The organism is Cupriavidus sp. 05L310, assembly GCF_056398185.1.
The window spans coordinates 1-21,706 of the sequence record NZ_JBFTOX010000067.1; the positions used below are offsets into that span (position 1 = coordinate 1).

At 66.3% G+C, this 21,706-nt stretch carries 16 protein-coding genes and 2 pseudogenes; 9 read left to right on the forward strand and 9 right to left on the reverse strand.

Translation table 11 applies throughout. The features are described from left to right. Nucleotides 1-972: pseudogene (locus AC1DS6_RS35305) on the forward strand (hypothetical protein); the annotation flags it as partial. A 574-nt stretch (nucleotides 973-1,546) separates the two neighbouring features. Here AC1DS6_RS35305 and tam read toward each other — a convergent pair. Together tam and AC1DS6_RS35315 are read right to left on the reverse strand one after the other, a co-directional pair. Beyond that, entirely contained in the window at nucleotides 1,547-2,317 is a 771-nt protein-coding gene (tam, locus tag AC1DS6_RS35310) for a trans-aconitate 2-methyltransferase (RefSeq protein WP_477104225.1), read from the reverse strand. Nucleotides 2,318-2,378: 61 nt separating this feature from the next. Continuing rightward, a complete protein-coding gene (locus tag AC1DS6_RS35315) occupies nucleotides 2,379-2,678 on the reverse strand; it encodes a hypothetical protein (protein WP_276287717.1) in 300 nt (99 codons plus the stop codon). A 104-nt stretch (nucleotides 2,679-2,782) separates the two neighbouring features. Between AC1DS6_RS35315 and AC1DS6_RS35320 the strand changes: the two genes are divergently transcribed. Further along, on the forward strand, nucleotides 2,783-3,697 hold the full coding sequence (locus tag AC1DS6_RS35320; RefSeq protein WP_441630733.1) for a LysR family transcriptional regulator: 915 nt from the start codon (nucleotides 2,783-2,785) through the stop codon (nucleotides 3,695-3,697). A gap of 91 nt (nucleotides 3,698-3,788) precedes the next feature. After that, nucleotides 3,789-4,683: pseudogene (locus AC1DS6_RS35325) on the forward strand (methyl-accepting chemotaxis protein); the annotation flags it as partial. 131 nt (nucleotides 4,684-4,814) lie between these two features. Here AC1DS6_RS35325 and AC1DS6_RS35330 read toward each other — a convergent pair. Beyond that, nucleotides 4,815-5,426, reverse strand: coding sequence for a hypothetical protein (locus AC1DS6_RS35330; RefSeq protein WP_477104226.1), 612 nt, complete (start codon nucleotides 5,424-5,426; stop codon nucleotides 4,815-4,817). Between AC1DS6_RS35330 and AC1DS6_RS35335 the strand changes: the two genes are divergently transcribed. Together AC1DS6_RS35335 and AC1DS6_RS35340 are read left to right on the forward strand one after the other, a co-directional pair. After that, the gene (locus AC1DS6_RS35335; protein ID WP_477104227.1) at nucleotides 5,425-5,730 is read left to right on the forward strand and encodes a LuxR C-terminal-related transcriptional regulator; all 306 of its coding nucleotides are present in this window, start codon (nucleotides 5,425-5,427) and stop codon (nucleotides 5,728-5,730) included. The two genes, AC1DS6_RS35330 and AC1DS6_RS35335, sit on opposite strands and share 2 nt — an antisense overlap. A 425-nt stretch (nucleotides 5,731-6,155) precedes the next feature. Continuing rightward, nucleotides 6,156-8,360: a TonB-dependent siderophore receptor gene (locus AC1DS6_RS35340; RefSeq protein WP_441630738.1), complete on the forward strand. Its 2,205-nt coding sequence runs from the start codon at nucleotides 6,156-6,158 to the stop codon at nucleotides 8,358-8,360. Between the two features lie 83 nt (nucleotides 8,361-8,443). On the opposite strand, the gene AC1DS6_RS35345 is transcribed toward AC1DS6_RS35340, so the two are convergent. The 4 genes from AC1DS6_RS35345 to AC1DS6_RS35360 form a co-directional block, all read right to left on the reverse strand. Next, nucleotides 8,444-8,767, reverse strand: a complete 324-nt coding sequence (locus AC1DS6_RS35345; RefSeq protein ID WP_441630740.1) for an FmdB family zinc ribbon protein — start codon at nucleotides 8,765-8,767, stop codon at nucleotides 8,444-8,446. A 115-nt stretch (nucleotides 8,768-8,882) separates the two neighbouring features. Beyond that, a complete protein-coding gene (gene fmdA / locus AC1DS6_RS35350) occupies nucleotides 8,883-10,115 on the reverse strand; it encodes a formamidase (RefSeq protein WP_035873612.1) in 1,233 nt (410 codons plus the stop codon). A gap of 117 nt (nucleotides 10,116-10,232) precedes the next feature. Next, nucleotides 10,233-10,745 carry an AmiS/UreI family transporter gene (locus AC1DS6_RS35355; protein ID WP_035873613.1) on the reverse strand — a complete coding sequence of 171 codons (513 nt, stop codon included), beginning with the start codon at nucleotides 10,743-10,745 and terminating at the stop codon, nucleotides 10,233-10,235. A 302-nt stretch (nucleotides 10,746-11,047) separates the two neighbouring features. Then, the gene (locus tag AC1DS6_RS35360) at nucleotides 11,048-12,241 is read right to left on the reverse strand and encodes a LuxR C-terminal-related transcriptional regulator (RefSeq protein ID WP_477104228.1); all 1,194 of its coding nucleotides are present in this window, start codon (nucleotides 12,239-12,241) and stop codon (nucleotides 11,048-11,050) included. Nucleotides 12,242-12,549: 308 nt separating this feature from the next. On the opposite strand from AC1DS6_RS35360, the gene AC1DS6_RS35365 reads away from it, so the two are divergent. Then, nucleotides 12,550-15,300 carry an ATP-binding protein gene (locus AC1DS6_RS35365; protein ID WP_441630745.1) on the forward strand — a complete coding sequence of 917 codons (2,751 nt, stop codon included), beginning with the start codon at nucleotides 12,550-12,552 and terminating at the stop codon, nucleotides 15,298-15,300. Then, nucleotides 15,297-16,607: an EAL domain-containing response regulator gene (locus AC1DS6_RS35370; protein WP_477104229.1), complete on the forward strand. Its 1,311-nt coding sequence runs from the start codon at nucleotides 15,297-15,299 to the stop codon at nucleotides 16,605-16,607. Before AC1DS6_RS35365 ends, AC1DS6_RS35370 begins: the two co-directional genes overlap by 4 nt. Nucleotides 16,608-16,987: 380 nt before the next feature. On the opposite strand, the gene AC1DS6_RS35375 is transcribed toward AC1DS6_RS35370, so the two are convergent. Then, a complete protein-coding gene (locus tag AC1DS6_RS35375; RefSeq protein WP_477104230.1) occupies nucleotides 16,988-17,419 on the reverse strand; it encodes an RNA ligase family protein in 432 nt (143 codons plus the stop codon). Between AC1DS6_RS35375 and AC1DS6_RS35380 the strand changes: the two genes are divergently transcribed. Next, entirely contained in the window at nucleotides 17,413-18,354 is a 942-nt protein-coding gene (locus AC1DS6_RS35380; RefSeq protein ID WP_441630751.1) for an energy transducer TonB, read from the forward strand. The two genes, AC1DS6_RS35375 and AC1DS6_RS35380, sit on opposite strands and share 7 nt — an antisense overlap. A gap of 119 nt (nucleotides 18,355-18,473) precedes the next feature. Beyond that, nucleotides 18,474-18,842, forward strand: a complete 369-nt coding sequence (locus AC1DS6_RS35385) for a hypothetical protein (protein WP_441630753.1) — start codon at nucleotides 18,474-18,476, stop codon at nucleotides 18,840-18,842. A gap of 151 nt (nucleotides 18,843-18,993) precedes the next feature. On the opposite strand, the gene clpB is transcribed toward AC1DS6_RS35385, so the two are convergent. Then, on the reverse strand, nucleotides 18,994-21,582 hold the full coding sequence (gene clpB / locus AC1DS6_RS35390; protein ID WP_441630755.1) for an ATP-dependent chaperone ClpB: 2,589 nt from the start codon (nucleotides 21,580-21,582) through the stop codon (nucleotides 18,994-18,996). Nucleotides 21,583-21,706: the final 124 nt, after the last annotated feature.

Sequence of the window (21,706 nt, forward strand, 5' to 3'; positions counted from 1 at the left end):
GAGGTGCTGTACCCCGGCATGCACTCGGACGTGGGCGGCGGCTATGGGGCGGGCGACCAGGGCAAGGCCCGGGATGGCCTGCCCGCGCTGATGTCGCAGATCCCGCTGCTGCATATGTACAAGGCGGCCCTGCTGGCTGGCGTGCCGCTCACCCAGACTTGGGGCATGGAGGACAAGGTGCGAGCCGACCTGGAGGCGGACCCCCGCATGGTGCAGGTCTGGAACCAGTACATGCGGTGGAGCCGTTGCGAAGGCGGGCCCTACAACGAGCAGCTCAGCCAGCACTACGCGCGCTTTTTCCAGTGGCGTGCGTGGCTGCTGCGGCGTTTGGAACAGCGCCCTTTCTACCTCGCGTCCAATCCCCAGGACCAGGCCGACCTGCAGGAATCGAATGACCGCCTCAAGGGCGACCTGGTGCTGGTGCGATACCGGGCCGCGCCCCATCGTTCCCCTTATGGGGATCGCAACCCGCTCATGCTGTCGCCCCAGGAGCGTGCCGGGGCCAACCTGATGCAGGTACTCGCCGCCAATATGGCCAAAGCGTTGACGCCGTTTGAGACCGCTGCGATGTCGCACTTTGAAGATCCTGTGCCGCCGCCGGATGGCTGCCATGCGCTGTTCGAGGACCACATGCATGACTCGCTGGCGGGCTTCTACATGGCAGGGGCCGTGACCGAGCTCGATCGCAACACGTCCATCGAGAATGTGTGCCGCAAGCATGCGGCCAACCGGCCGCTCAGCGGGTTCGAGCTGAAGATCTACAAGGAAAACCGGGCCTGGATCGACCGCCGGATGACGCCGCCGGAGGTTGGCCAGGGGCCGAATTGCAAGGCCGAGATTGGCGCCGTCTTCCCGGTGCAGACCGATGCGGATGTCGGAGACCTGCGCGACTGGGTGATCGTGAGCCAGACCAACACGCGGCGGGAGGGCGGTGGCTACCTGCGGGACCGGGCCATCTTTAGCGAGCTGTAACGGGGACCAGTCCCGGCCGGCGCGGCAGGCACCCATTTTTTGAATGGTGTTCGGCACCGATTGGCGAACAATGTGCCGACCGGGTTGCCGTGACCGGAGCACGGTCTGTTAAATGCGGGCGTCATCGCCGAGGATCGAGGTATTGGGCACTAGCCGATCGTGTCCATCTATTCGATCAGGAAAATGATCGGCGGACTAGTCAAAGCCAACGCCAGCAAACCGGCGAAGTCACGCCAGCGCCAGTAACCTAACGGCATGCCTTCAGCTGCCGCCGCCGATATGCGGTCTGCCAGGGTCTATATTCCTTAGGCAACATGCGCCAACCGCAACCGGAGCGCAGACGCTGTTGGTTGCCGTCCCGGTTCTCGTGTTCGCGTTCCTCGCTGCGATGTCGGCGACCGGCTACGCGTGGCTGGATTGACGGACTTACACGGTCGTCATGCCTGTCACGGTGCATGAGGATATCGTCGATGTGCCTTCGTCCGCTTTGGTTGATGAAAAACCGATCGTAGTCCTCGCTCCAGCTACCAAATGCAAGCTGACAGCGGGCCGCTGAAGCCCGCCTGTTTCACCGCTAACGTGTCGCCACGATAAAGAACCTCGGGAACGGCAGCAGCACGGAGCCGTCCGCCATCGGCGGATAGGCTCGCGCCACTTCCGCCGTATAGCGCTCCAGGTAGGCCGCCCGCTCCGCTTCGTCCAGCGGATCCAGGAACGGGCGCAGGCCGGTACCCTTGAACCACTCCACGATCGCGGCCGGGCCATCCGCCAGCGCGTGATGGTAAGTGGTGTGCCACACATCGACCGTGGCACAGTGCGCGCGCAACAGCGCGTAGTACCAGGCCGCGCCCGGCAGTGCGATGCGCGCCTGCGCGGCGGCGGCCAGCTTGCCGGCCCACGGGCCGTCGGCGGCGACGTCGCGCATCAGGCGGTGCGCCGGCGTGTCCAGCGTGTCCGGCACCTGGATCGCCAGGCTGCCGCCCGGCGCCAGCTTGGCGGCGAGCGCGGGCAGCAGGCGCGCGTGGTCGGGCAACCATTGCAGCACGGCGTTGGCGAGGATCACATCGTAGGGTCCCGGGTCGTCCCAGGTTTCGATGCTGCTGACTTCGAACTTCAGCTCCGGCAGCCGCTTGCGCGCGGCCTCGACCATGTCGGCCGAGCTGTCCAGCCCGGTCACGCGGGCGCCGGGAAAGCACGCGGCCAGCACCTCGGTCGAGTTGCCCGGGCCGCAGCCGATATCCACCGCCACGCGCGGCTCGCGCCCTGGCACGGCGGCCAGCAGGTCCCGGACCGGACGGGTCCGTTCGTTCTCGAATTTCACGTACTGCCTGGCTGACCAAGTCATTGCTGCTCCTTTGCGGGTTCGGTTCCGGTGCTTGGTGAATGCGTCGAAACGCTGGCGTTCTTCACGCCGATGGCGGCCTCGCCCGGCGCAGCACGGCCTTGCCCTTCGCGGTGAGCAGGACCACAGCCTGCGCGCGCGGCACGCCCGCCGCGCACTCCATGTCGACCAGGCCGGCCGCGTTCGCGTCCTCCCACGCGGAAAGCCGCGGGCAGGAAGTGCGCCATGCCTCCATGGTGTCGGCATAGGTGCGCGGCCCGGCTGCCAGCCAGGCCAGGAATTCCAGCAGATTGCCTGCATGCGACGCGGCAGGCAAACCGGCATCCCCGGCCTGATCCTGCCCTCCATCCCTGTCTTGCTGCATGGCCGTGCTCCAGCGCGATGCGATTCACGCCGTCAGCATAGGCCCGAACTGCTATGATTTCCAATGCATCCTGAGTACAAAATCCATACCCTGAGAGTATCGCAATGATCGAGCTACGCCGGCTGCGCGCCTTCGTCGCGTTGGCCGAAGAAGGACACGTCACCCGCGCCGCCGAGCGCCTGGGCATGCAGCAACCGCCGCTCACGCGCTTGTTGCGCGGCCTGGAGGCCGAACTCGGCGTACTGCTGATGCGGCGCCTGCCGCGTGGTGTGCGGCCTACCGAGGCCGGGCTGGCGTTGCTGGAGGAAGCCCGCGCGGTGCTGGCGCGAGCCGAAGGCGTGGCCGAGGTGGTGCGCCGTGCCGCGGCCGGGGAGCAAGGGCGGCTCGCCGTCGGCTTCACCAGTTCCGCCGCCTCGCACCCTTTCGTCCCCGCCGTGCTGCGCAGGTTTCGCGAGAGCGTGCCGGGCGTTGCCGTCACGCTGGAGGAAGCCGGCACCAGCGAACTGGTGGACGCGATCCTGCATGAGCGGCTCGACGCGGCCTTCGTGCGCTCGCCGGTGGGCAGCACCACCGGGCTGTTGCTCGATGCCGTGCTGGAGGAGCCGATGCTGGCCGCGCTGCCGGCCGGGCACCCGCTGGCGGCGGATGCCGGCGCCTTGCCGCTATCGGCGCTGGCGCGCGAGCCGTTCATCCTCTACCGCCGCCCGGCCGGGCCGGGGCTGTACGACGCCATCCTGACCGCATGCCGCGCGGCGGGCTTCAGCCCGCTGGTGGCGCAGGAAGCGCCGCGCCTGCCCGCCACGCTGAGCCTGGTGGCGGCAGGCCTTGGTGTTTCTGTGGTACCCGCCTCCATGCGCCGCCTGGGCGGCGACGACATCGCCTACCGCGCGCTTGCCGGCAGCCCGTCGCTGACTGCCCCGCTGCACCTGGCGATGCGCCAGGCCAACCTGCCGGCAGCCGTCATGCGCTTGCGCGCGCTGGTGTACGAGATGCTGCCGCCGGAAGGGCCGGCCGCGTGAAGACCGGCATCATGGCCTGATTCGCGGACATCCCTGATCTGCCCGGCAGACAACAGGCCCTGAAGAGCGGATTTCCGATGCTCCGGCGCTGGTACACCAGCCCTCCGTAAGCGCCTTTCCGCCATCGCGGACGGCTACCGCGGGCGATCTGAGCCGGCCGGTCGAAATCCGCTCGCAAGATGAGATGGGCCAGCTTCTGTCGGGCATCTCCCAGATGCAGGACGGCCTGGCGCAAACCGTGCTGTCGGTACGCACCGGCAGCGAAACGATCGCGGCGGCAACCAGGCAAATCGCCGCGGGCAACGTCAACCTGTCATCGCGCACCGAGCAGCAAGCCGCCTCGCTCGAAGCAACCGCGGCCAGCATGGAAGAGCTGACCACCACCGTGAAGCAGAACGCCGATAACGCGCGCCAGGCCACGGTGCTGTCGGCAACGGCAACGCAAACCGCCAACCACGGCGGCGAAGTGATCCGCAACGCGGTCGCGACCATGGGCGAGATCAACGAAAGCTCCACCCGCATTGCCGACATCATCAGCATCATCGAGGGCATCGCCTTCGAGACCAATATCCTGGCGCTGAATGCGGCTGTGGAAGCGGCTCGCGCGGGCGAACAGGGGCGCGGCTTTGCCGTCGTCGCCGGCGAGGTGCGCACTCATGGGCGAGATCTCCGCCGCATCGGTCGAACAGAACAGCGGCATCGACCACGTCGCGCACGCGGTGAGCCAGATGGACGAAGTGACGCAACAGAACGCCTCGCTGGTCGAGGAGGCGGCAGCCGCCGCGCAATCGCTGGAGGAGCAAGCCAGCAGGTTGAAGGACACGGTGGCCGTCTTCAGGCTGGGCAACCAGGCCGTGGCCAGCGCCGCCAGCCGCGCGCCCGCGCCGAAGGCCGTCACTGTCTCGCCGCGGGGGGTTGCGCCGCGTGCAAGCGCTGCGGCTGCGCCGGCGGCATCCTCATCGGCTTCGGACTGGTCGTCCTTCTGAAGCCGATGCACGCTCGCCCGCGTCAGTGCCTGGCCAGTTCCCATGCGCTGCGCGACCGCCTGGCGTTCGCGGCAAGCCAGCCGCGCAAGGTGCGCGGGTACCTGAATGCGCGTCCGGATCAGTCCGGCGACCTAGTTCTCGCCGGCCACAAGCGACTTCGTGATCCGTTCGAGCACTGGCAGCCATGTGCCGCGCCCCGCGTCGCGGCAGGCCAGGATCAGCAGAAGCTCCTGGTCTGGCGTATAGATGTCGAAGTGCTGCACGTAAATCGTGCCCTGGTCGCCGCTTCGGGTGTAACTGATGGCAATGGCAGGCCAGCCGCCAACCGTCTCAAGTCGCGGACTGGTGATCGACAGCAATTGCCTGCCGGACTTCCTGAGCGAATCCCGGATCAAGCGTTCGAAGCCTGCGCCGAACGCCTCGAGCATGTCCTCATCGAACTTGCGCACCTGCCTGAACGAAACGCCCGGCGGCTGAATCGAGTTGATCACGACGGCTGCATACGGGCCACTGGGGTTCGACACGGCGTGAAGGAGGTTCAGCCGGTCCCCCTCCGATGCATGGCGCGTGATGTCGGTCGCGGCATCGAGCGTCACCTCGCGGCCCCGGCTTTGCGCCTCCGACAACAGCGTCCATCCCTTCGGCAACTGAATCTCAACGTGCCGCGGGAGCTTGACGGGCAATAGCGCTACGTCCTCGCCGCCCAGCCCGGACGCGGAATACGCGAGCACGCAGGCAAGCATGCCTGCCTGGACGAGCCTGCTGCAAAACCGTGCCATTCGGCCCCCTCCGCTCGCGACGTGTTGGTCTCGCAAGGCAATTCTAGGCCATGCCAGCGACGGCCGGTTCCGCGGTTTCAGGGAACACCGGGCGTCCCCGGACGCCAAGGTGCTTTCCGGCCTCGTCGCCGGACAGTCGCCCGCTGAATTCGCCGTGCAGAACGGCGTATCCGAGAACACGGTCCGCAAGCAGGTCGCCTCCCTGAAGTTCAAGATGAACGGCAGCCGGAGCGTGGAACTCGTAAGGCTCGCGCTCATGCACCGTTAATCGCGCTGGCGACGGCCACCGCCTCGCCAGACACGCCCCCTTCCGCCTCGTCGATGCCTCGTACCGAGGTCAGGCTTCGGCAACCGGGGGCGACGCGGCCATCCTTGCTCCACCTCCCCCTGCGCAGCGCGATCGCCTGCCTATCCCGCTGACGCGGCAAGTGGCGGTCTGCCGCCGCGCTGCGTCTCGCGCGCGTTTTCCGCTTCCACTTCAAGGGAGCCCGGGGCGCGCGCAGGCCCGCGCCGGTAAGCCAATGCGGCCGGCAGGCCAATAACCCTGTCGCGCTATCACCTTTGTATTCTTTTCGACACATTCAGTTACAATGCAAACGATATTGATAATGATTTGTATTTCTATTTATAAAGCAACAGGCCAACGGTTTCCCGCCATCTCCCCGGCCGTCTCGAAACATCCTGAAAATACCGATGAACCTGAACATGCCGAAGCGCGCCGCACTCCGCCAACCCCGCCGGAGGCGCCACACCGTTTCCCTGACCACCGTGGCATTGAGCCTCCAGGCCATCGGTACGGCCTTCGCCCAGGCGCCGGCGGCCCAGCCGTCAGTTGGCAAGGCGGATGCAGCGGAGCTGCCAGCGGTGACGGTGCGGGCCAGCAACGCCGACGAAACGCCGACCGGCCCGGTGCACGGGTTCGTGGCCAAACGCAGCGCGACAGCGACCAAGACCGACACTCCCTTGATGGAAACGCCGCAGTCCATCTCCGTGATCACCCGCGACCGCATCGAAGCGCAAGGCGCCCAGTCGGTGCAGCAGGCGCTGGGTTACAGCGCCGGCGTCTATGCCGGCCCGTATGGCAATGACAACCGGGGCGACTGGGGCAAGTTCCGCGGTACGGACTTCACGCAATACCAGGACGGTTTGCTCAACCAGGTCGGCTTCTATAACAACGTGCGCACCGACGTCTACGGGCTGGAACGCATCGACGTGCTGCGCGGCCCGTCGTCGATGCTGTTTGGCCAGGGCGCGGTCGGAGGGATCCTGAACCTTGTCAGCAAGCGCCCGCAGGCCGAAGCCGCCCGCGAGATCGGCGTGCAGTTCGGCAACTACAACCGCAAGCAGGTCCAGGCCGACCTGACCGGGCCGCTGGATGCCGACGGCAAGTGGCTGTACCGGCTGGTGGCCCTTGCGCGCGACAGCGATACCCAGGTCGACTACGTCAAGGACAACCGCTACCTGATCGCGCCCTCCCTCACATTCCGGCCCAGTGCCGACACGTCGTTCACTTTGCTTGCCAACTTCCAGCGAGATGAAAGCGGCACGTCGGTGGGCTTCTATCCCTGGCGCGGGACGCTGTACTCCAACCCGGCGGGCCAGATTCCCGATCACCTGTTCAGCAGCGAACCGGGCTTCGACCGGTACACCGCCGAACAGGCCTCCGTCGGCTACCAGTTCGAGCACAAGGCGAGCGACACCTGGACGGTGCGCCAGAACCTGCGCTATTCGCACAGCACGGTCGACTACCGCAGCATCTATGCGGCGGGCTTTACCGGCGCGACGCATGGCTGGGTGCCGGGCAGCGATACGCTGATGCGCCGCACGGTCTACCTGAACCAGCCCACGCTGAACGCATTTGCCATCGATAACCAGGCACAGGCGACATTCCGGACGGGCAGCATCGGCCATCGGCTGCTCACCGGCCTGGACTACCAGCACGCCGAGATTACCGGCCGCACCGGCGTGGGCGGCACCGCCGCGCCGCTCAACGTATTCAATCCCGTCTACGGCAACTTCGTCGCGCCGGCATCGACACGCGATCTCAACCCCAGCACACAGGCGCAGACCGGCATCTACCTCCAGGACCAGCTCTCCTGGAACAAGTGGCTGCTGATGCTTGGCCTGCGCTACGACTGGTCGCGCGCATCGCAGGACAACACGCCGTCGGCCTCGCGCGACGACAACGAACTGACTAAGCGATTCGGCCTGATGTACCAGTCCGACATGGGCCTGAATCCATACGTGAGCTACTCGGAATCCTTCCAGGGCCTCGCCGGTTTCAACAAGGCCAACCAGGCCTTCAAGCCGCTGCGCGGCTCCCAGTGGGAGGCCGGGATCAAGTACCAGCCGCCGGGCAAGAACGCCATGCTGACCGTGGCCGCCTTCGACATGCGGGAAAAGAACCGCAAGACCGCCGGCGTGGTCAACGGCATGCCGGACACCGTGCAGGTGGGCGAGGCGCGTACGCGCGGCATTGAAGTGGAAGCCACGGCCTCGCTGTCGAACCGGCTCGACGTGATTGCCAGCTACACCTACCTGGACGCCCGCGTGACCGAAGGCAGCGCCGCCGAAATCGACAAGCGCCTGGCCAGCACGCCGTCGAACATGGCCTCGCTGTGGGCAACCTACAAGTTCAACCTGTTCGAACTGCCGGGCTTCGCCGCCGGCGGCGGCGTGCGCTATGTCGGCCCGAGCTACGACGGCACGGACCAGAACAAGGTCAGCGGCGTGACGCTGTTCGATGCCATGCTCGCCTATGACCATGGCCCGCTACGCGTCGCGCTCAACCTGACCAACCTGTTCGACAAGCAATACGTCACCACTTGCCTGGCACGTGGCGACTGCTACTTCGGCGCGCGGCGGACCGTTGTGGGCAGCGTGACCTACCGCTTCTGAATCCGGCCGCGGGGGTGCCAGGCCGCGCGCTTGCTGCCTTCCTTCGATCCGTGCCTTGCGTAGCCCGTCGCCAGATGGCGTCGCTAATGGCTGATCATCCAGGGCCGCGTGCCGGGAAAGGACTTGGCGCCGTCCGGCTTGCCGGCCAGCCGGGCACTCCCCCCCGAGCAGCCGCAGCCGGGCCCGTGGCGGTGCCCCTGCGAACTGACCGGCGCATGGGCGCTGCGCTCGTTACCGGCATGCGCGGCACGCCGGGCCGACGGCATCAGCGCCAGCATCGTCGCCGTGACCATGCGCGGCGCTTCCTGGCCGCAGCCGGGACACGCCTGAGGCGCATCGCGATCGTCGATGCGCCGCACCGCGCTGAAGGTGCCGCAATCCACGCACGCGTATTCATAAATGGGCATTCAGGTCTCCGCTCGGTTGGAACCGGCCGGCGCGGTCCGTGCGAATACGGGAATCCGCGCCGGCCGCCGGTTGCTTCAGATCGCTTCACATCGACCCGGCGCTCGTCAGGCTACGTCAGGCCAGGTCGGGTGAGAGGAGCACATCGGCACCTCCCTTGATATGCACAGTGGGTCCATTGGCCTCCGGCCGGATATCGAAGTCGAAGATCTGCGTCGGTATCCATAGCGTGGCGCAGGAGTTGGGTATGTCCACGACGCCACTGATATGCCCCTGCACAGGCGCCGTGCCCAGGATGGCGTAGGCCTGCGCGCGCGAGTAGCCGAACTTGGTCAGGTATTCGATCGCGTTCAGGCAGGCCTGCCGGTAGGCGACGTTGACATCCAGGTAGTGCTGCTTGCCGCTTTCATCGACCGAGATCCCCTCGAAGATCAGGTAGTCGTTGTAGGTCGGCGTGATCGGGCTGGGCTTGAAGATGGGATTCTTGATGCCGTACTTCGCCATCCCCCCCTTGATCACGTTCACCCGCATGTGCACCCACCCCGCCATCTCGATGGCGCCGCAGAAGGTAATCTCGCCGTCGCCCTGGCTGAAGTGAAGATCGCCCACCGACAGCCCCGCGCCATCCACATACACCGGGAAATACACCCGCGAGCCGCGCGACAGGTCCTTGATATCGCAGTTGCCACCGTGCTCACGCGGTGGCACCGTGCGCGCGCCCTCTGCCGCCGCCCGTTTCGCGCCGTCGCCCTGGAGCTTGCCCATGTGCGCGGTCGCGGCGAACGGCGGGTTGGCCAGCGGCGGCACGCGGTCCGGGTCGGTCTTGATCAGGCCTACCTCGCGTTCGTTCCAGGTCTGCAGCAGCTTGGGATCGGGCAGGCAACCGATCAGCCCCGGGTGGATCAGCCCCGCGAACTGCACGCCGGGCACGTGGCGCGACGTGGTGTAGACGCCGTGGAAATCCCAGATGGACTTCTGCGCCTGCGGGAAATGGTCCGTCAGGAAGCCACCGCCGTTCTTCTTCGAGAAGAAGCCGTTGAAGCCCCACTGGCTCTCCTGCTTGGCGCCCACGTCGAGCAGGTCGACCACCAGCAGGTCCCCCGGCCCGACGCCATGCACGCCCACCGGCCCGGACAGGAAGTGGACGATCGACAGGTCGATGTCCCGCACGTCGTCCGCGGACTCGTTGTTCTTGATGAAACCGCCGGTCCAGTCGTAGGTTTCCAGGATGAACTCGTCGCCGGGATTGACCCAGCAGGCCATCGGGATATCCGGGTGCCAGCGGTTGTGCACCTTCTCGTTCTCGTACGCCGACTGCGCGAGATCGACCTTGATAAGGGTATCTGCCATTTGCCTGTCTCCTTGGTGTGGATCCGGTCAATCGCCGGATTGCGGCCGTGAAACCATGCAGCCGTGGTGGCTGCCTGAACCCGCTTCGTCGTGCGCGATTACGTGCCCCGTTGCTGTCTATTTGAATGACTCGCTCAGCAGCAGATAGCCCGGCAGCCAGCCGGTCGCGATGCCTGCCAGGACCGTGGCGAAACCGGTGAACTTCAGGATGGGGCGCTGCATCGCGAGCAACAGGAAATACAGGAACCACAGCACGCCCCAACCGACCCAGCACCAGGCGAACCAGGTGTCCCAGACGGAGTTCGCGTTGCGCAGCGCGTCGATGGCGACGGGAATCACCGTGACCGAGACGAACAGGCTGAACCAGCCAAGGCCGCGCCCGTCGGCACCATTGAAGCGGTTGAGCGCAACCCACAGGTAGGTGAAGGTGAACAGCAGCGTCAGCGCGCCGGCCTTGATCGATGCGCTATCCGCCTCGCCGCCAAAAATGAGCCGCAGCGACACCAGCATCGTTACCCCGCCGGCGAAGATATTCACGACCCAGATCTCGCGGTCGCCAATTTTTCCGAGCAGCCAAAGGCCGTTCAGGCATAGCACTGCTCCGACGTACAGCAAGGTCAGGCCTAGCATGGCGTGTCTCCCCCGTAAGGTGGTCTAGTTTTATTGGGTGTTCGTGTTCGTGGCCCTGGCGCCGCGCGCTGCCGTGTGGCGACGGATCAACTATATGCAGGGCCGTGCTCATGCGAATCCCTCACGGCGAGGATTTCCGTCTCATCCGGCTGGGTGAGGCGAGTTCACCCAGGCGCATGAGGCAACGGCGCAAGCGGGATACGAAACACGCGTGTCGGTTCGCGCCGGGGAAGGATGGTGCGCCGCGCCAATGCGGGCCTGCGCGGACCCCGGCCCGCAAGGGTTTTGCCGCGTCCGGGCGCTCAGGCCGGCGGGCAGTGCTGGGCGTGCAAACGCACCAGTTCCATCTGGCCGTGCGTGTTGGTCTTCTGGAAGATTTGCTTGAGGTGGCTGCGCACCGTGTTATCGGAGACGTGCAGCACCTCGGCCAGGCTGGCGATCGAGTGGCCGGCAAAGACCAGCGCGTTGACCCGCGCCTGGGCCTCGCTCAGCTTGAACTGGCGCGCGAACAGGCAATCGTGGTGCGCGTGCTCCGTGCCCTGCCGGCGCGCGCTGACCACCACCACCGCGCGCTCCTCGCCCAGGCCGGTACGCAAGGACGCGTCGGCGGCCTGCAGCGTCAGTGTGGTGGGCAACGCAAATCCCGGCGCGCAGACCGACAGCACCTGGGTCGGCACCAGCGCGGCATGACCCGCGTGGGCATCGCGCATGTCGCCGGCACCGCGCGCCAGCCCGGCCAGCATCTCGCGCAAGGCACGGTGATCGGTGGGCATGACGGCGGCGAGATAGTCCCCGTCCCGGTACAGCCCGCTGCCCTGCCCGCACAGCGCCTGGGCACTGCGGTTGCAATAGACGATGCGTCCGTCCTGCTCCACCAGGAAGGTAGCGCTGGGATGGCCGTCGATGATGCGCATCAGCGCCTGGCTCAGGTCGGTGGCGCTGTGCCGTTGCCAGCGGTTCTCCAGCGACAGCGCCATATGCGCCAGCAGCCCGCGGAACTCGGTCTTTTCCTTTGCGCTGAATCGCCGCTGGTCTTCGCGCCGGTACAGCTCAAGGAAATAGACCACGTCTGCCTCGCGGGCGACGACCCCGCACAGGCGGTGCAGGTATTGATGGGGCCGCAGCAGCGCATGATAGAAGTCCGTCCTGACCAGGTCGCTGCTGCTGAGCATGTCGTCGCCGCCGATCACCTGCAGCGGCTGGTAGGCATTGCTGGAGAGAAACCAGGGATTGCGTGGCGAGTATTCCGCGAAGGTGCGGAAGAACGCCGCATCATCCGGCGCGCCGCACAGTACCGCTCCCTGTCCGCCAGCCAGGTGCCGCCGTGCCAGCACCGCCGTGCCCGCGGAGAACTGGTCGCGCAGCAGCGCGATGACACCGCGCAACCCTTCGTCGTCGCGCGCGGCGTGGATGCGGTAGACCAGCTCACCGTTCAGGGGATCGGCGCTCTCGGCATTCTTGGCGGTCAACCGCGCGTCCTCCATGACTTCAGGCACAGTGGATTCGGGCAGCGCTCGGGTAAATGCCGTCTGCCCCGCTCTCTTCAAAATGAGGATTGCCGGCCAGTGTTTCCGCTGGAACCTCAAAAGTCAAGACGCGTGCGTCTGCTGCCGCGCAGCATTCCGGCCGTGCGCTATCGCTGCGTCCGTCCCCTCCCGCGCGTGGGATGCATGTCATTGCGCAGGGACCGGATTCAGTCAATAATCGAAGCGCTCGCTGCCAACCCTCCGCCTCGACTCGCATCCATTCGACCCCGATCGCATACGCTTCCCCGGACCCGCATCGCACCCGACGCCCCCACGCCATGCGCATCAAACGAGAATATCAATCCTGGGTCGCGAATGAAACGCTGGAGGATTACGCGCTGCGTTACGCGGCGCGCTCGTACCGGCGGTGGTCCCCGTTCACGCTGGCCAACACAGCCATCGGCGGCGTGTCCTTCCTGGCGCTCGAGGCGATAGGCGCCAGCATCACGCTTAGCTTCGGCTTCCAGAATGCGTTTCCGGCCATCCTGCTGGTCTGCCTGCTGATTTTCCTGATCGGCCTGCCGGTGGCCTACCACGCCAGCGTGGCCAATGTGGACATCGACCTGCTCACGCGCGGCGCGGGCTTCGGCTACGCCGGGTCCACCATCACCTCGCTGATCTACGCGTCCTTCACCTTTATCTTCTTCGCGCTGGAATCGGCCATCCTGGCCCAGGCGCTGACCATCGCCACCGGGCTGAACCTGACCCTGGGCTACCTGGTCTGCTCGCTGGTGATCGTGCCGATGGTGTTCTTCGGCGTCACGCTGATCAACAAGCTGCAGATGTGGACGCAGCCGCTGTGGGTGCTGCTGCTGGTGCTGCCGTTCGTCTATATCCTGCGCCACGATCCTGGCGTGCTGGCGCAATGGGCCGCCTTCACCGGGCGCGACGGCGCCTCGCCCGCCTTCAACGTGCTGGCCTTCGGCGCCGCCACCGGCGTGCTGTTCTCGCTGATGGGACAGATCGGCGAGCAGGTGGACTACCTGCGTTTCCTGCCTGAGCGCACCGCGCAGAACCGGTGGAGCTGGTGGAGCGCGCTGCTGCTGGCGGGACCCGGCTGGATCCTGATCGGCGGGCTCAAGGTGCTGGCGGGCAGCCTGCTGGCGGTACTGGCGGTGCAGGCCGGCCTGGCCACCGGCAAGGCCATGGAACCCATGCACATGTACGTGTGGGCGTACGGGCAGGTCTTCGACCAGCCCGAGTTGGTGATGGCGGTGGCGCTGCTGTTCGTGGTGGTCTCGCAGATCAAGATCAACGTGACCAATGCCTACGCGGGCTCGCTGGCCTGGTCCAATGTGTTCGTGCGGCTGGCGCACTACCATCCGGGCCGCGTGGTATGGCTGGTGTTCAACGTACTGATCGCGCTGCTGCTGACGCTGCTGGGCATCTTCAGCACGCTGGAGGCCGTGCTCAGCGTTTATTCCAACCTGGTGATCGCCTGGCTCGGCGCGCTGGCGGCCGACCTCGTCGTGCTCAAGCCCCTGGGCATCAGCCCGCGCCACATCGAATTCCGGCGAGCCTACCTGTACGCATTCAACCCGGTGGGCTGCGGCGCCATGCTGATCGCCTCAATGGCAGGCATCGGCGCTTACTCCGGCCTGCTCGGCCCCCTGGCGCAAGCCTATTCGGCCTTTATCGCGATGGGCGCCTCGTTCGCCAGCGCCATCCTGATCGCCTATGCGACCGGCGGCCGCTACTATATCGCGCGCCAGGAACCGCAGATCCGCGCCGCCAGCACCGACGAGCCGCTGCGCTGCTGCATCTGCGAGCGCGACTATGAAGCGCCGGACATGGCCCACTGCCCCTTCTACGAGGGGCCGATCTGCTCGCTGTGCTGCGGCCTGGACAACCATTGCCACGATGCCTGCAAGGCGCCCGGCGCCGCCGCGCAGACGCAGGCATCGCCGCGCGAGAGCAGCTTCCTGCGGATACTGCCTCCGCATTTCCTGCGCCGCCTGGTGCGTTTCCTCGGCCTGTTCGTGATCGCGTCGGCGGCCATGGGCGCGGTGTTCCTGCTGGCCTACCGGCTCCTCGGCGAGGGCGCCCCGCCGTCCGCCGGCGGGCTCGGGGACCTGCTGCTGCGCGTGTACTCGGCCACCCTGCCCCTGCTCGCATTCGGCGCGTGGTGGATCGTGCTGTCGCACGAAAGCCGCGAGCTGGCGCAAGCCGAACTGATGGAATCGCTGCGGCATCTCGAATCCGCGCGCAAGGACCTGGTGGAAGCCGGGAAGATGGCATCGCTGGGCGGACTGGTGGCGGGGGTCGCGCACGAGATCAATACGCCGGTGGGGATTACCGTCAGCGCCGCGTCCTACCTGCAGGACCGCACCAGCGCCACGCAGGCGCTGGTGGCAGGCGGCGGGCTGACGCCGGCGGAGCTGGAGCGCTACCTGTCGGACGCCGCGCAATCCGCCCGGCTGCTGTTGTCCAACGCCAACCGCGCGGCGGAACTGGTGCAGAGTTTCAAGCAGATGGCGGTCGACCAGACCAGCGAAAAGCGGCGCAGCTTCGATCTCGGCGACTACATCCGCGAAACCGTGGTCAGCCTCGACCCCAGGCTGCGCGACACGCGCGTGGCGTTGCAGATCGACTGTCCGGCGGGCATCGCCATGACCGGCTACCCTGGCGCGATCGCCCAGATCCTCACCAACCTGATCATGAACTCGCTGGTGCACGCCTTCGGCGGCGGCGACACAGGCCCAGTCCGCGGCGCCATCCGCATCGCCGCGCGCCACGCGCCCGGCGACGAGGTGGTGATCCGCTACGCCGACAACGGTTGCGGCATACCGGACGCGCTGCACGAGAAGATCTTCGAACCCTTTTTCACTTCGCGCCGCGGCAAGGGCGGCAGCGGGCTGGGCCTGCACCTGGTCTACAACCTGGTTACGCAGCGCCTGGGCGGCACCATCGCGGTGGGCAACGGCGTCAGCCAGGATGGCGGAGGCATTGTCTTCACCATCCGGATGCCGAGAGTCACGCCCGCCACGAAGGCCACCATTCCGATCGCGTCCGTAAAGAGTCCGTCATGAACACCTCCTTGTCTGTGCCCCCGTGGCAGGTCCTGCTGGTCGACGACGATCCCGACGTGCACGAGATCACGCAGCTGGTGCTGGCGGACCTGACGTTTTCCGGCCGCGGGATCCAGTTCCACAGCGCCTACTCCGGCGAAGAATGCAAGGCGTACCTGGCCGCGCATCCGGACACGGCGCTGGTGCTGCTCGACGTGGTGATGGAAACCGATGACGCCGGCCTGGAGACGGTGCGCTACATCCGCGAGCAACTGCGCAACGCCGACCTGCAGATCGTGCTGCGCACCGGACATCCGGGCATGGCGCCGGAGCGCGAGGTCATCACCGGATACGAGATCAATGGCTACTTTCTCAAGACAGAACTGACAGCGCAGAAGCTGACGTCCGTCGTGATCGGCGGCCTGCGCACGTACCAGTATGTCAAGGCATTGCAGCAGGCCAATGCGCTGCAACCGGAGGGTGGCGTGTCCGCCGCCCGTCCATTGCCGGACCTCGCAAGCGCTGCGCCATCCGGCGGCCCGGGCGTGGAAGACGCCATAGAAGAGAGCTTGCGCGGCGGGCAGTACCGGCTGCAAGCGGTGTCCCAGTTCGACTTGAGTTCCGCCGCCATTGCTGCCATCGCACTACTGCCGGAGTGGCCGGTAGCGGGCGGCTGGATGCCGCATACCGAGATCGCCTGCCGAATCCGCCGGCCCGGCCTGATTACCGAAATCAACGCCGCGCTGCTGCGCCGCGCCTGCGAGCTTGCGCAAGCCTGGCACACCGACCCGCAAGCCGCCGTATCCAGCCCGACCCGCGTCAGCGTTCCCATCCTGCTGCCGCAGGTGGCCGGCGCGGAGGAATCCGCGCTGCTGGCCTTGCCGGAGCTGCTCAGGCAGTCCCTGCGCGAGACCGGCCAGCCCGGCAACCAGCTCGACCTGCAGCTACCCGGCATCCTGCTGGGCACGGCCACGGAAGCCGCCCGCCTCGCCTGCGCCCGGATCCAGGAGCAAGGCGCGGCGGTCACGCTGGCCGACGTGGGCAACACGCCGATCTCCCTCGCGAACCTGCAGCGCCTGTTGCCCGACCGGCTGCAGATTCCGCTTGGCTACGTGCGCAACGTGGCCACCGACGCCAGGCGCGCCGCCATCGCGCGAGCCGTGATCGCGCTGGCGCATACGCTCGGGATGCAGGTGCTGGCCAACGGGCTGGCCAGCACGGACGAGCTGCAGTTCTTCAAGTGGGAAGGCTGCGACCACGGGCAGGGAGACGTGCTGGGCACAGCGTGGGAGACGACGGCGTGGATGAAGGCGGCCGCGCGGAAGTAGGGATGGCACGGCAGGTTCCTGCCTGGGTTTTGGCCGCTGCCTGCCACCCACCCGGCCCGCAACGACAGGAGGGCCAACCTCTTCCACGACGTTCCACTGGGCGTTATGTCGCGGTAGGAATGCCCATTACTAGGCACCCCCCGCACAGATCCCGGCGTGCGCGATTCGCGCACCGGGCTCCTGCCTCGGGTGTTTGGCGGTGAACCGCACAACAGGCCAAGAATGAAGGACTCGGGCAGGTGGAAGCCAATCCCTTTCCAGTCGCTTGATCAAAGCCCACGTAGTGTTGTCCTTCTGGCTGCCGGTATCGTAGGTCACCGAGTGCGCCTCCACCGGGGACACCACCTCCCATCGATGCAACACTCTTTCGATGGCTGCATTTATGAGCGTGGTGTCCCGCGCGAGAGCGCCTGGATCGCCGTGGTGTCGAACTTGCCGTCTTGAAGCACGGGGACCGGCTCGACGCCGAGCAAGGCAAACCACTCCACCGTCTCTTCCGAACCGAGGCATACGTTCCGCGCGTTCCAGACCGAGAATCCCATGAAGAAGGAAGCCAGGTCCCGGTAACGGATCGAATGCGTCGCATCGATTACGCCACGGTGCGAAGGGGGCTGTGACTGCGCGCCGATCCCGGCATAATCTGCAGGAAATACAAAACGAGCCAATTCAATCCATGAACGACTGTCGCCGATGCAGTCACCCAGGCCCGGCCGTTCACCGGGGCGCTGGCGAACCGGAAGCGCTTCCCCACCGCGTTCCGGCCCCTGGGCTGATCGGGAGGCCTGCGATCTTGCCGGCGGTCTTGATGGCATTGGCACTCGCTTACAGCCACGACGGCCGGGCGGCGCCGCTGCGCGCGTTCACCATCGAGGACGTCGCGTCCGAAGCGAAGTCCCAGTGCTACACCGAATGGCCAGCCTATCCGGCGGAACTCGGCCGGGCCGGGATCCGCGGCCGCGCGTCGGTATCGATGTCCATCGCGGCAACAGGCAAGGTGGCGTCGGTGTCCATCAAGGTCAGTTCCGGCAACGCCATGCTCGACGGCCTGGCCCTGGCAAACCTGCGCAAGGCCGATTGCCAGCCGTTCTGGAGCGCCGAAACCGGGCAAGCCATCCCCGGCACCGCCGTGGTGCAGGTCAGTTTCCCGCCCGACAACGCCGACGTCCCGAGACGTCCCCAGCCAGAGCAGCTTGCGGTAGCCACCGAAGATAGGGTTGCGGAGCCGCCGCAGTTGTTCCCGCCTACCTACGATGAAGCCGTCACCGCGCTGATCCGCGCGTTCGATGTCGGCGCCATCCTTGCCGTCGGCCTGGACCAGGCGTTCGCAAGGCTGCCTGCGAAGATCGGACCGATCCCGAAAGACCGCTACGTGGAATGCACCCGTACGAAGCTCTCGCCCGATCTGGTGGAGAAGGCTGTCAGGCCTGCGCTGGCGGCGGAGATACAGGATCCCGGCCTGACGATGCGGCTGGCGCGCTTGCTCGGCTCTCCGATCGGGCGCAAGACCAAGGAAGCGGCGTTGTCGGGCAAGGCGCTGGCGGATGCGGGGATTACCGGGGCCGACCTGCTCGAGTTCAACCGGTATATGGAGAACCGGGACTTGAAAGCCTTTCTTGAAAACGGAGGCCTGCGCCGCATAAAGGATGCCGTCTCCCGCGTGATCGACGTGGAAAGCAAGGCGGCGGCGAACGCCTGCGTCAGGCAACTGATGCCGCTGTACCGCCTGAAGAACGAGCGTTCGGCGTGACCTCGCCTGGCACCCGCCGCATCCGAATCCCCGCGTGAAATATCGTTACAGTTGTATCCTGCGGCAAGGCAGCGGCAGGGCTAAAGTCAGATCCTGCCTACTGCACGACGAGGATCGAAATGAGACATGGTTTCTTCTACGCGCTGGGTATCGGAGCGCTGGCCTGGGCGGCCTCCCAGCCCGCTCTGGCACGCGTCGATGTTGACCTGAATATCGGTGTGCCCGCGCCGGTGATCGTGGCGCCGGCACCCGTCTATGCCGCCCCGGCCTATCCGGCTCCGCCGCCCCCGGTGGTTTATCCGGCCCCGCCGCCTGGCTATGGGCCTCCCCCGGCCGTCTACGGACCGCCCCCCGCCTACGGCCCCCCGGTGGTGGTCGCACCCGCGGTGGTCATCGGGTGGCATGGGGACCGTTACTGGGACGGGCGCCGCTGGTGGGGACGCCGCGACTGGTACGCCTATCACCACCCCTACCCCTATCACCGCTAGCCGCCCGCGGCAGCCGGCGCTGCTTGTAGCACAGGCGCAACGGACCGGATGGAATTCTGTTAATTCTTATTACACGCAGGAAAACAAAAAGCCGCCCCGGCAAGGGGCGGCTTGTTTGTCTGGCATGAGCCTTGGTGGGCCTTGGTGAGCGTTAGTGGGCCTTCGTACCGATGACGAACTCTCCGTCCTGGTAATCCACCGGCACCACATCCTTGGCGGCAAACTTTCCCTCAAGGATGGCGCGCGCCACCGGGTTCTCGATCTGCTGCTGGATCGCGCGCTTGAGCGGACGCGCCCCGAACACCGGATCGTAGCCAGCGCTGGCGATCTTGGCGATGGCAGCCTCGCTCACCTCGAGCGTCATGTCCATGCGCGCCAGCCGTGCCGTCAGCCGCTCCAGCTGGATGCGGGCGATCGACTCGATATGTTGCTGGTCGAGCGAATGGAACACCACCACCTCGTCGATGCGGTTGAGGAACTCGGGCCGGAAATGCGTTTTCACTTCCTGCCACACCGCGCCCTTGACCGCCTCGTGCGGCTCGCCTGTCATCGCCTGGATGATGTGCGAACCCAGGTTGGAGGTCATCACGATCACCGTGTTCTTGAAGTCCACCGTGCGCCCCTGGCCGTCGGTCAGGCGGCCGTCGTCCAGTACCTGCAGCAGCACGTTGAACACGTCCGGGTGGGCCTTCTCGACTTCGTCAAGCAGGATCACGCTGTACGGCTTGCGGCGCACGGCCTCGGTCAGGTAGCCGCCTTCTTCATAGCCCACGTATCCCGGCGGCGCGCCGATCAGCCGGCTCACGCTGTGCTTCTCCATGAACTCGCTCATGTCGATGCGGATCAGGTGGTCCTGCGAATCGAACAGGAACTCGGCCAGCGCCTTGCACAGCTCGGTCTTGCCCACGCCGGTAGGACCGAGGAACAGGAACGAGCCGTAAGGCTTGTTCTCGTCCGACAGGCCGGCACGCGAGCGGCGGATGGCGTCCGACACCAGGCGCACGGCCTCGTCCTGGCCAACCACGCGGCGGTGCAGGTAGTCCTCCATCTTGATCAGCTTCTCGCGCTCGCCCTGCATCATCCTCGACACGGGGATGCCGGTCGCGCGGCTCACCACTTCGGCGATTTCCTCGGCGCCAACCTGCGTGCGCAGCAGCTTGTTGGGCTGCTTCTGCTCGCTGGCCTCGGCCGCGGTGGCGGCCTTCAGCTTGCCTTCGAGTTCGGGCAGCTTGCCATACTGCAGCTCGGCTACCTTGTCGAGCTTGCCCTCGCGCTGCAGGCGCGTGATCTCCAGGCGGATCTTGTCGATCTCTTCCTTGAGCGCGGCCGCGCCCTGGGCGGCACCCTTCTCGGCCTTCCAGATCTCTTCGAGGTCGGCGTACTCCTTTTCCAGGCGGCCGATTTCCTGCTCGATCAGTTCGAGACGCTTCTTGGAGGCTTCGTCGGTTTCCCGCTTGACCGCCTCGCGCTCGATCTTGAGCTGGATGGTGCGGCGCTCGAGCTTGTCCATCACCTCCGGCTTGGAGTCGATTTCCATCTTGATGCGCGCGCCGGCTTCGTCGATCAGGTCGATCGCCTTGTCGGGCAGGAAGCGATCGGTGATATAGCGGTGCGACAGCTCCGCCGCGGCGACGATGGCCGGGTCGGTGATCTCCACGCCGTGGTGCAGTTCATACTTCTCCTGCAAGCCGCGCAGGATGGCGATGGTGGCCTCCACGCTGGGCTCGTCGACCAGCACCTTCTGGAAGCGGCGCTCCAGCGCGGCATCCTTCTCGATGTACTTGCGGTATTCGTCCAGCGTGGTGGCGCCGATGCAGTGCAACTCGCCGCGCGCCAGCGCGGGCTTGAGCATATTGCCCGCGTCGATCGCGCCCTCGGCCTTGCCGGCGCCGACCATGGTGTGCAGTTCGTCGATAAAAACGATGGTCTGGCCCTCGTCCTTGGCGATGTCCGACAGCACCGCCTTGAGCCGTTCCTCGAACTCGCCGCGGTACTTGGCGCCGGCCAGCAGGCCCGCCATGTCAAGCACCAGCACGCGCTTGTTCTTCAGGCTTTCCGGCACCTCGCCATTGACGATGCGCTGGGCCAGGCCTTCCACAATGGCGGTCTTGCCCACGCCCGGCTCGCCGATCAGCACAGGATTGTTCTTGGTGCGGCGCTGCAGGATCTGGATGGCGCGGCGGATTTCGTCGTCGCGGCCGATCACGGGGTCGAGCTTGCCGATACGGGCGCGCTCGGTGAGGTCCACGGTGTACTTCTTGAGTGCCTCGCGCTGGGTCTCGGCGTCGGCGCTGTTGACCGAATCGCCGCCGCGCACGGCTTCGATGGCGGTCTCGAGCGACTTGCGCGCCAGGCCGTTCTCGCGGGCGATGCGGCCGGCCTCGCCCTTATCGTCAGCCACGGCGAGCAGGAACAGTTCGCTGGCGATGAACTGGTCGCCACGCTTGATGGCTTCCTTCTCGGTGGCGTTGAAGAGCGCGTTAAGCTCGCGCCCGACCTGGACCTCACTGGTGCCCTGAACCTGCGGCAAGCGCTTGATGGCGGCATCGAGCGCGGTGGTCAGGCCGCCGACGTTGACGCCGGCGCGCGACAGCAGCGCGCGTGCGGCGCCGTCGTTCTGCGCAAGCAGAGCGCGCAGCACGTGCAGCGGGTCGATATATTGGTTGTCGTTGCCGATCGCCAGGCTCTGGGCATCAGCCAGCGCTTCCTGGAATCGGGTAGTCAGTTTGTCAAGTCGCATTTAGGAGCCCTCTTTTTCGGATGAGTGCCCGATGCGGAAGGCGGGGCGTCTGCGCCCCGGCCTGCCGATCCCGTCGCACGGGCCGGACACTGGATGTCTGATCGAAAGATAAGGCTTTGCGCCT

Coding starts and splice junctions, on each gene's coding strand:
- AC1DS6_RS35355 (WP_035873613.1), bottom strand. CDS start 10,745: ATGCTAGGCCTGACCTTGCTGTACGTCGGAGCAGTGCTATGCCTGAAC.
- fmdA (WP_035873612.1), bottom strand. CDS start 10,115: ATGGCAGATACCCTTATCAAGGTCGATCTCGCGCAGTCGGCGTACGAG.
- AC1DS6_RS35370 (WP_477104229.1), top strand. CDS start 15,297: ATGAACACCTCCTTGTCTGTGCCCCCGTGGCAGGTCCTGCTGGTCGAC.
- AC1DS6_RS35320 (WP_441630733.1), top strand. CDS start 2,783: ATGATCGAGCTACGCCGGCTGCGCGCCTTCGTCGCGTTGGCCGAAGAA.
- AC1DS6_RS35330 (WP_477104226.1), bottom strand. CDS start 5,426: ATGCTTGCCTGCGTGCTCGCGTATTCCGCGTCCGGGCTGGGCGGCGAG.
- AC1DS6_RS35345 (WP_441630740.1), bottom strand. CDS start 8,767: ATGCCCATTTATGAATACGCGTGCGTGGATTGCGGCACCTTCAGCGCG.
- AC1DS6_RS35315 (WP_276287717.1), bottom strand. CDS start 2,678: ATGCAGCAAGACAGGGATGGAGGGCAGGATCAGGCCGGGGATGCCGGT.
- AC1DS6_RS35340 (WP_441630738.1), top strand. CDS start 6,156: ATGAACCTGAACATGCCGAAGCGCGCCGCACTCCGCCAACCCCGCCGG.
- tam (WP_477104225.1), bottom strand. CDS start 2,317: ATGACTTGGTCAGCCAGGCAGTACGTGAAATTCGAGAACGAACGGACC.
- AC1DS6_RS35380 (WP_441630751.1), top strand. CDS start 17,413: ATGGCATTGGCACTCGCTTACAGCCACGACGGCCGGGCGGCGCCGCTG.
- AC1DS6_RS35335 (WP_477104227.1), top strand. CDS start 5,425: ATGCCTGCCTGGACGAGCCTGCTGCAAAACCGTGCCATTCGGCCCCCT.
- clpB (WP_441630755.1), bottom strand. CDS start 21,582: ATGCGACTTGACAAACTGACTACCCGATTCCAGGAAGCGCTGGCTGAT.
- AC1DS6_RS35365 (WP_441630745.1), top strand. CDS start 12,550: ATGCGCATCAAACGAGAATATCAATCCTGGGTCGCGAATGAAACGCTG.
- AC1DS6_RS35375 (WP_477104230.1), bottom strand. CDS start 17,419: ATGCCATCAAGACCGCCGGCAAGATCGCAGGCCTCCCGATCAGCCCAG.
- AC1DS6_RS35385 (WP_441630753.1), top strand. CDS start 18,474: ATGAGACATGGTTTCTTCTACGCGCTGGGTATCGGAGCGCTGGCCTGG.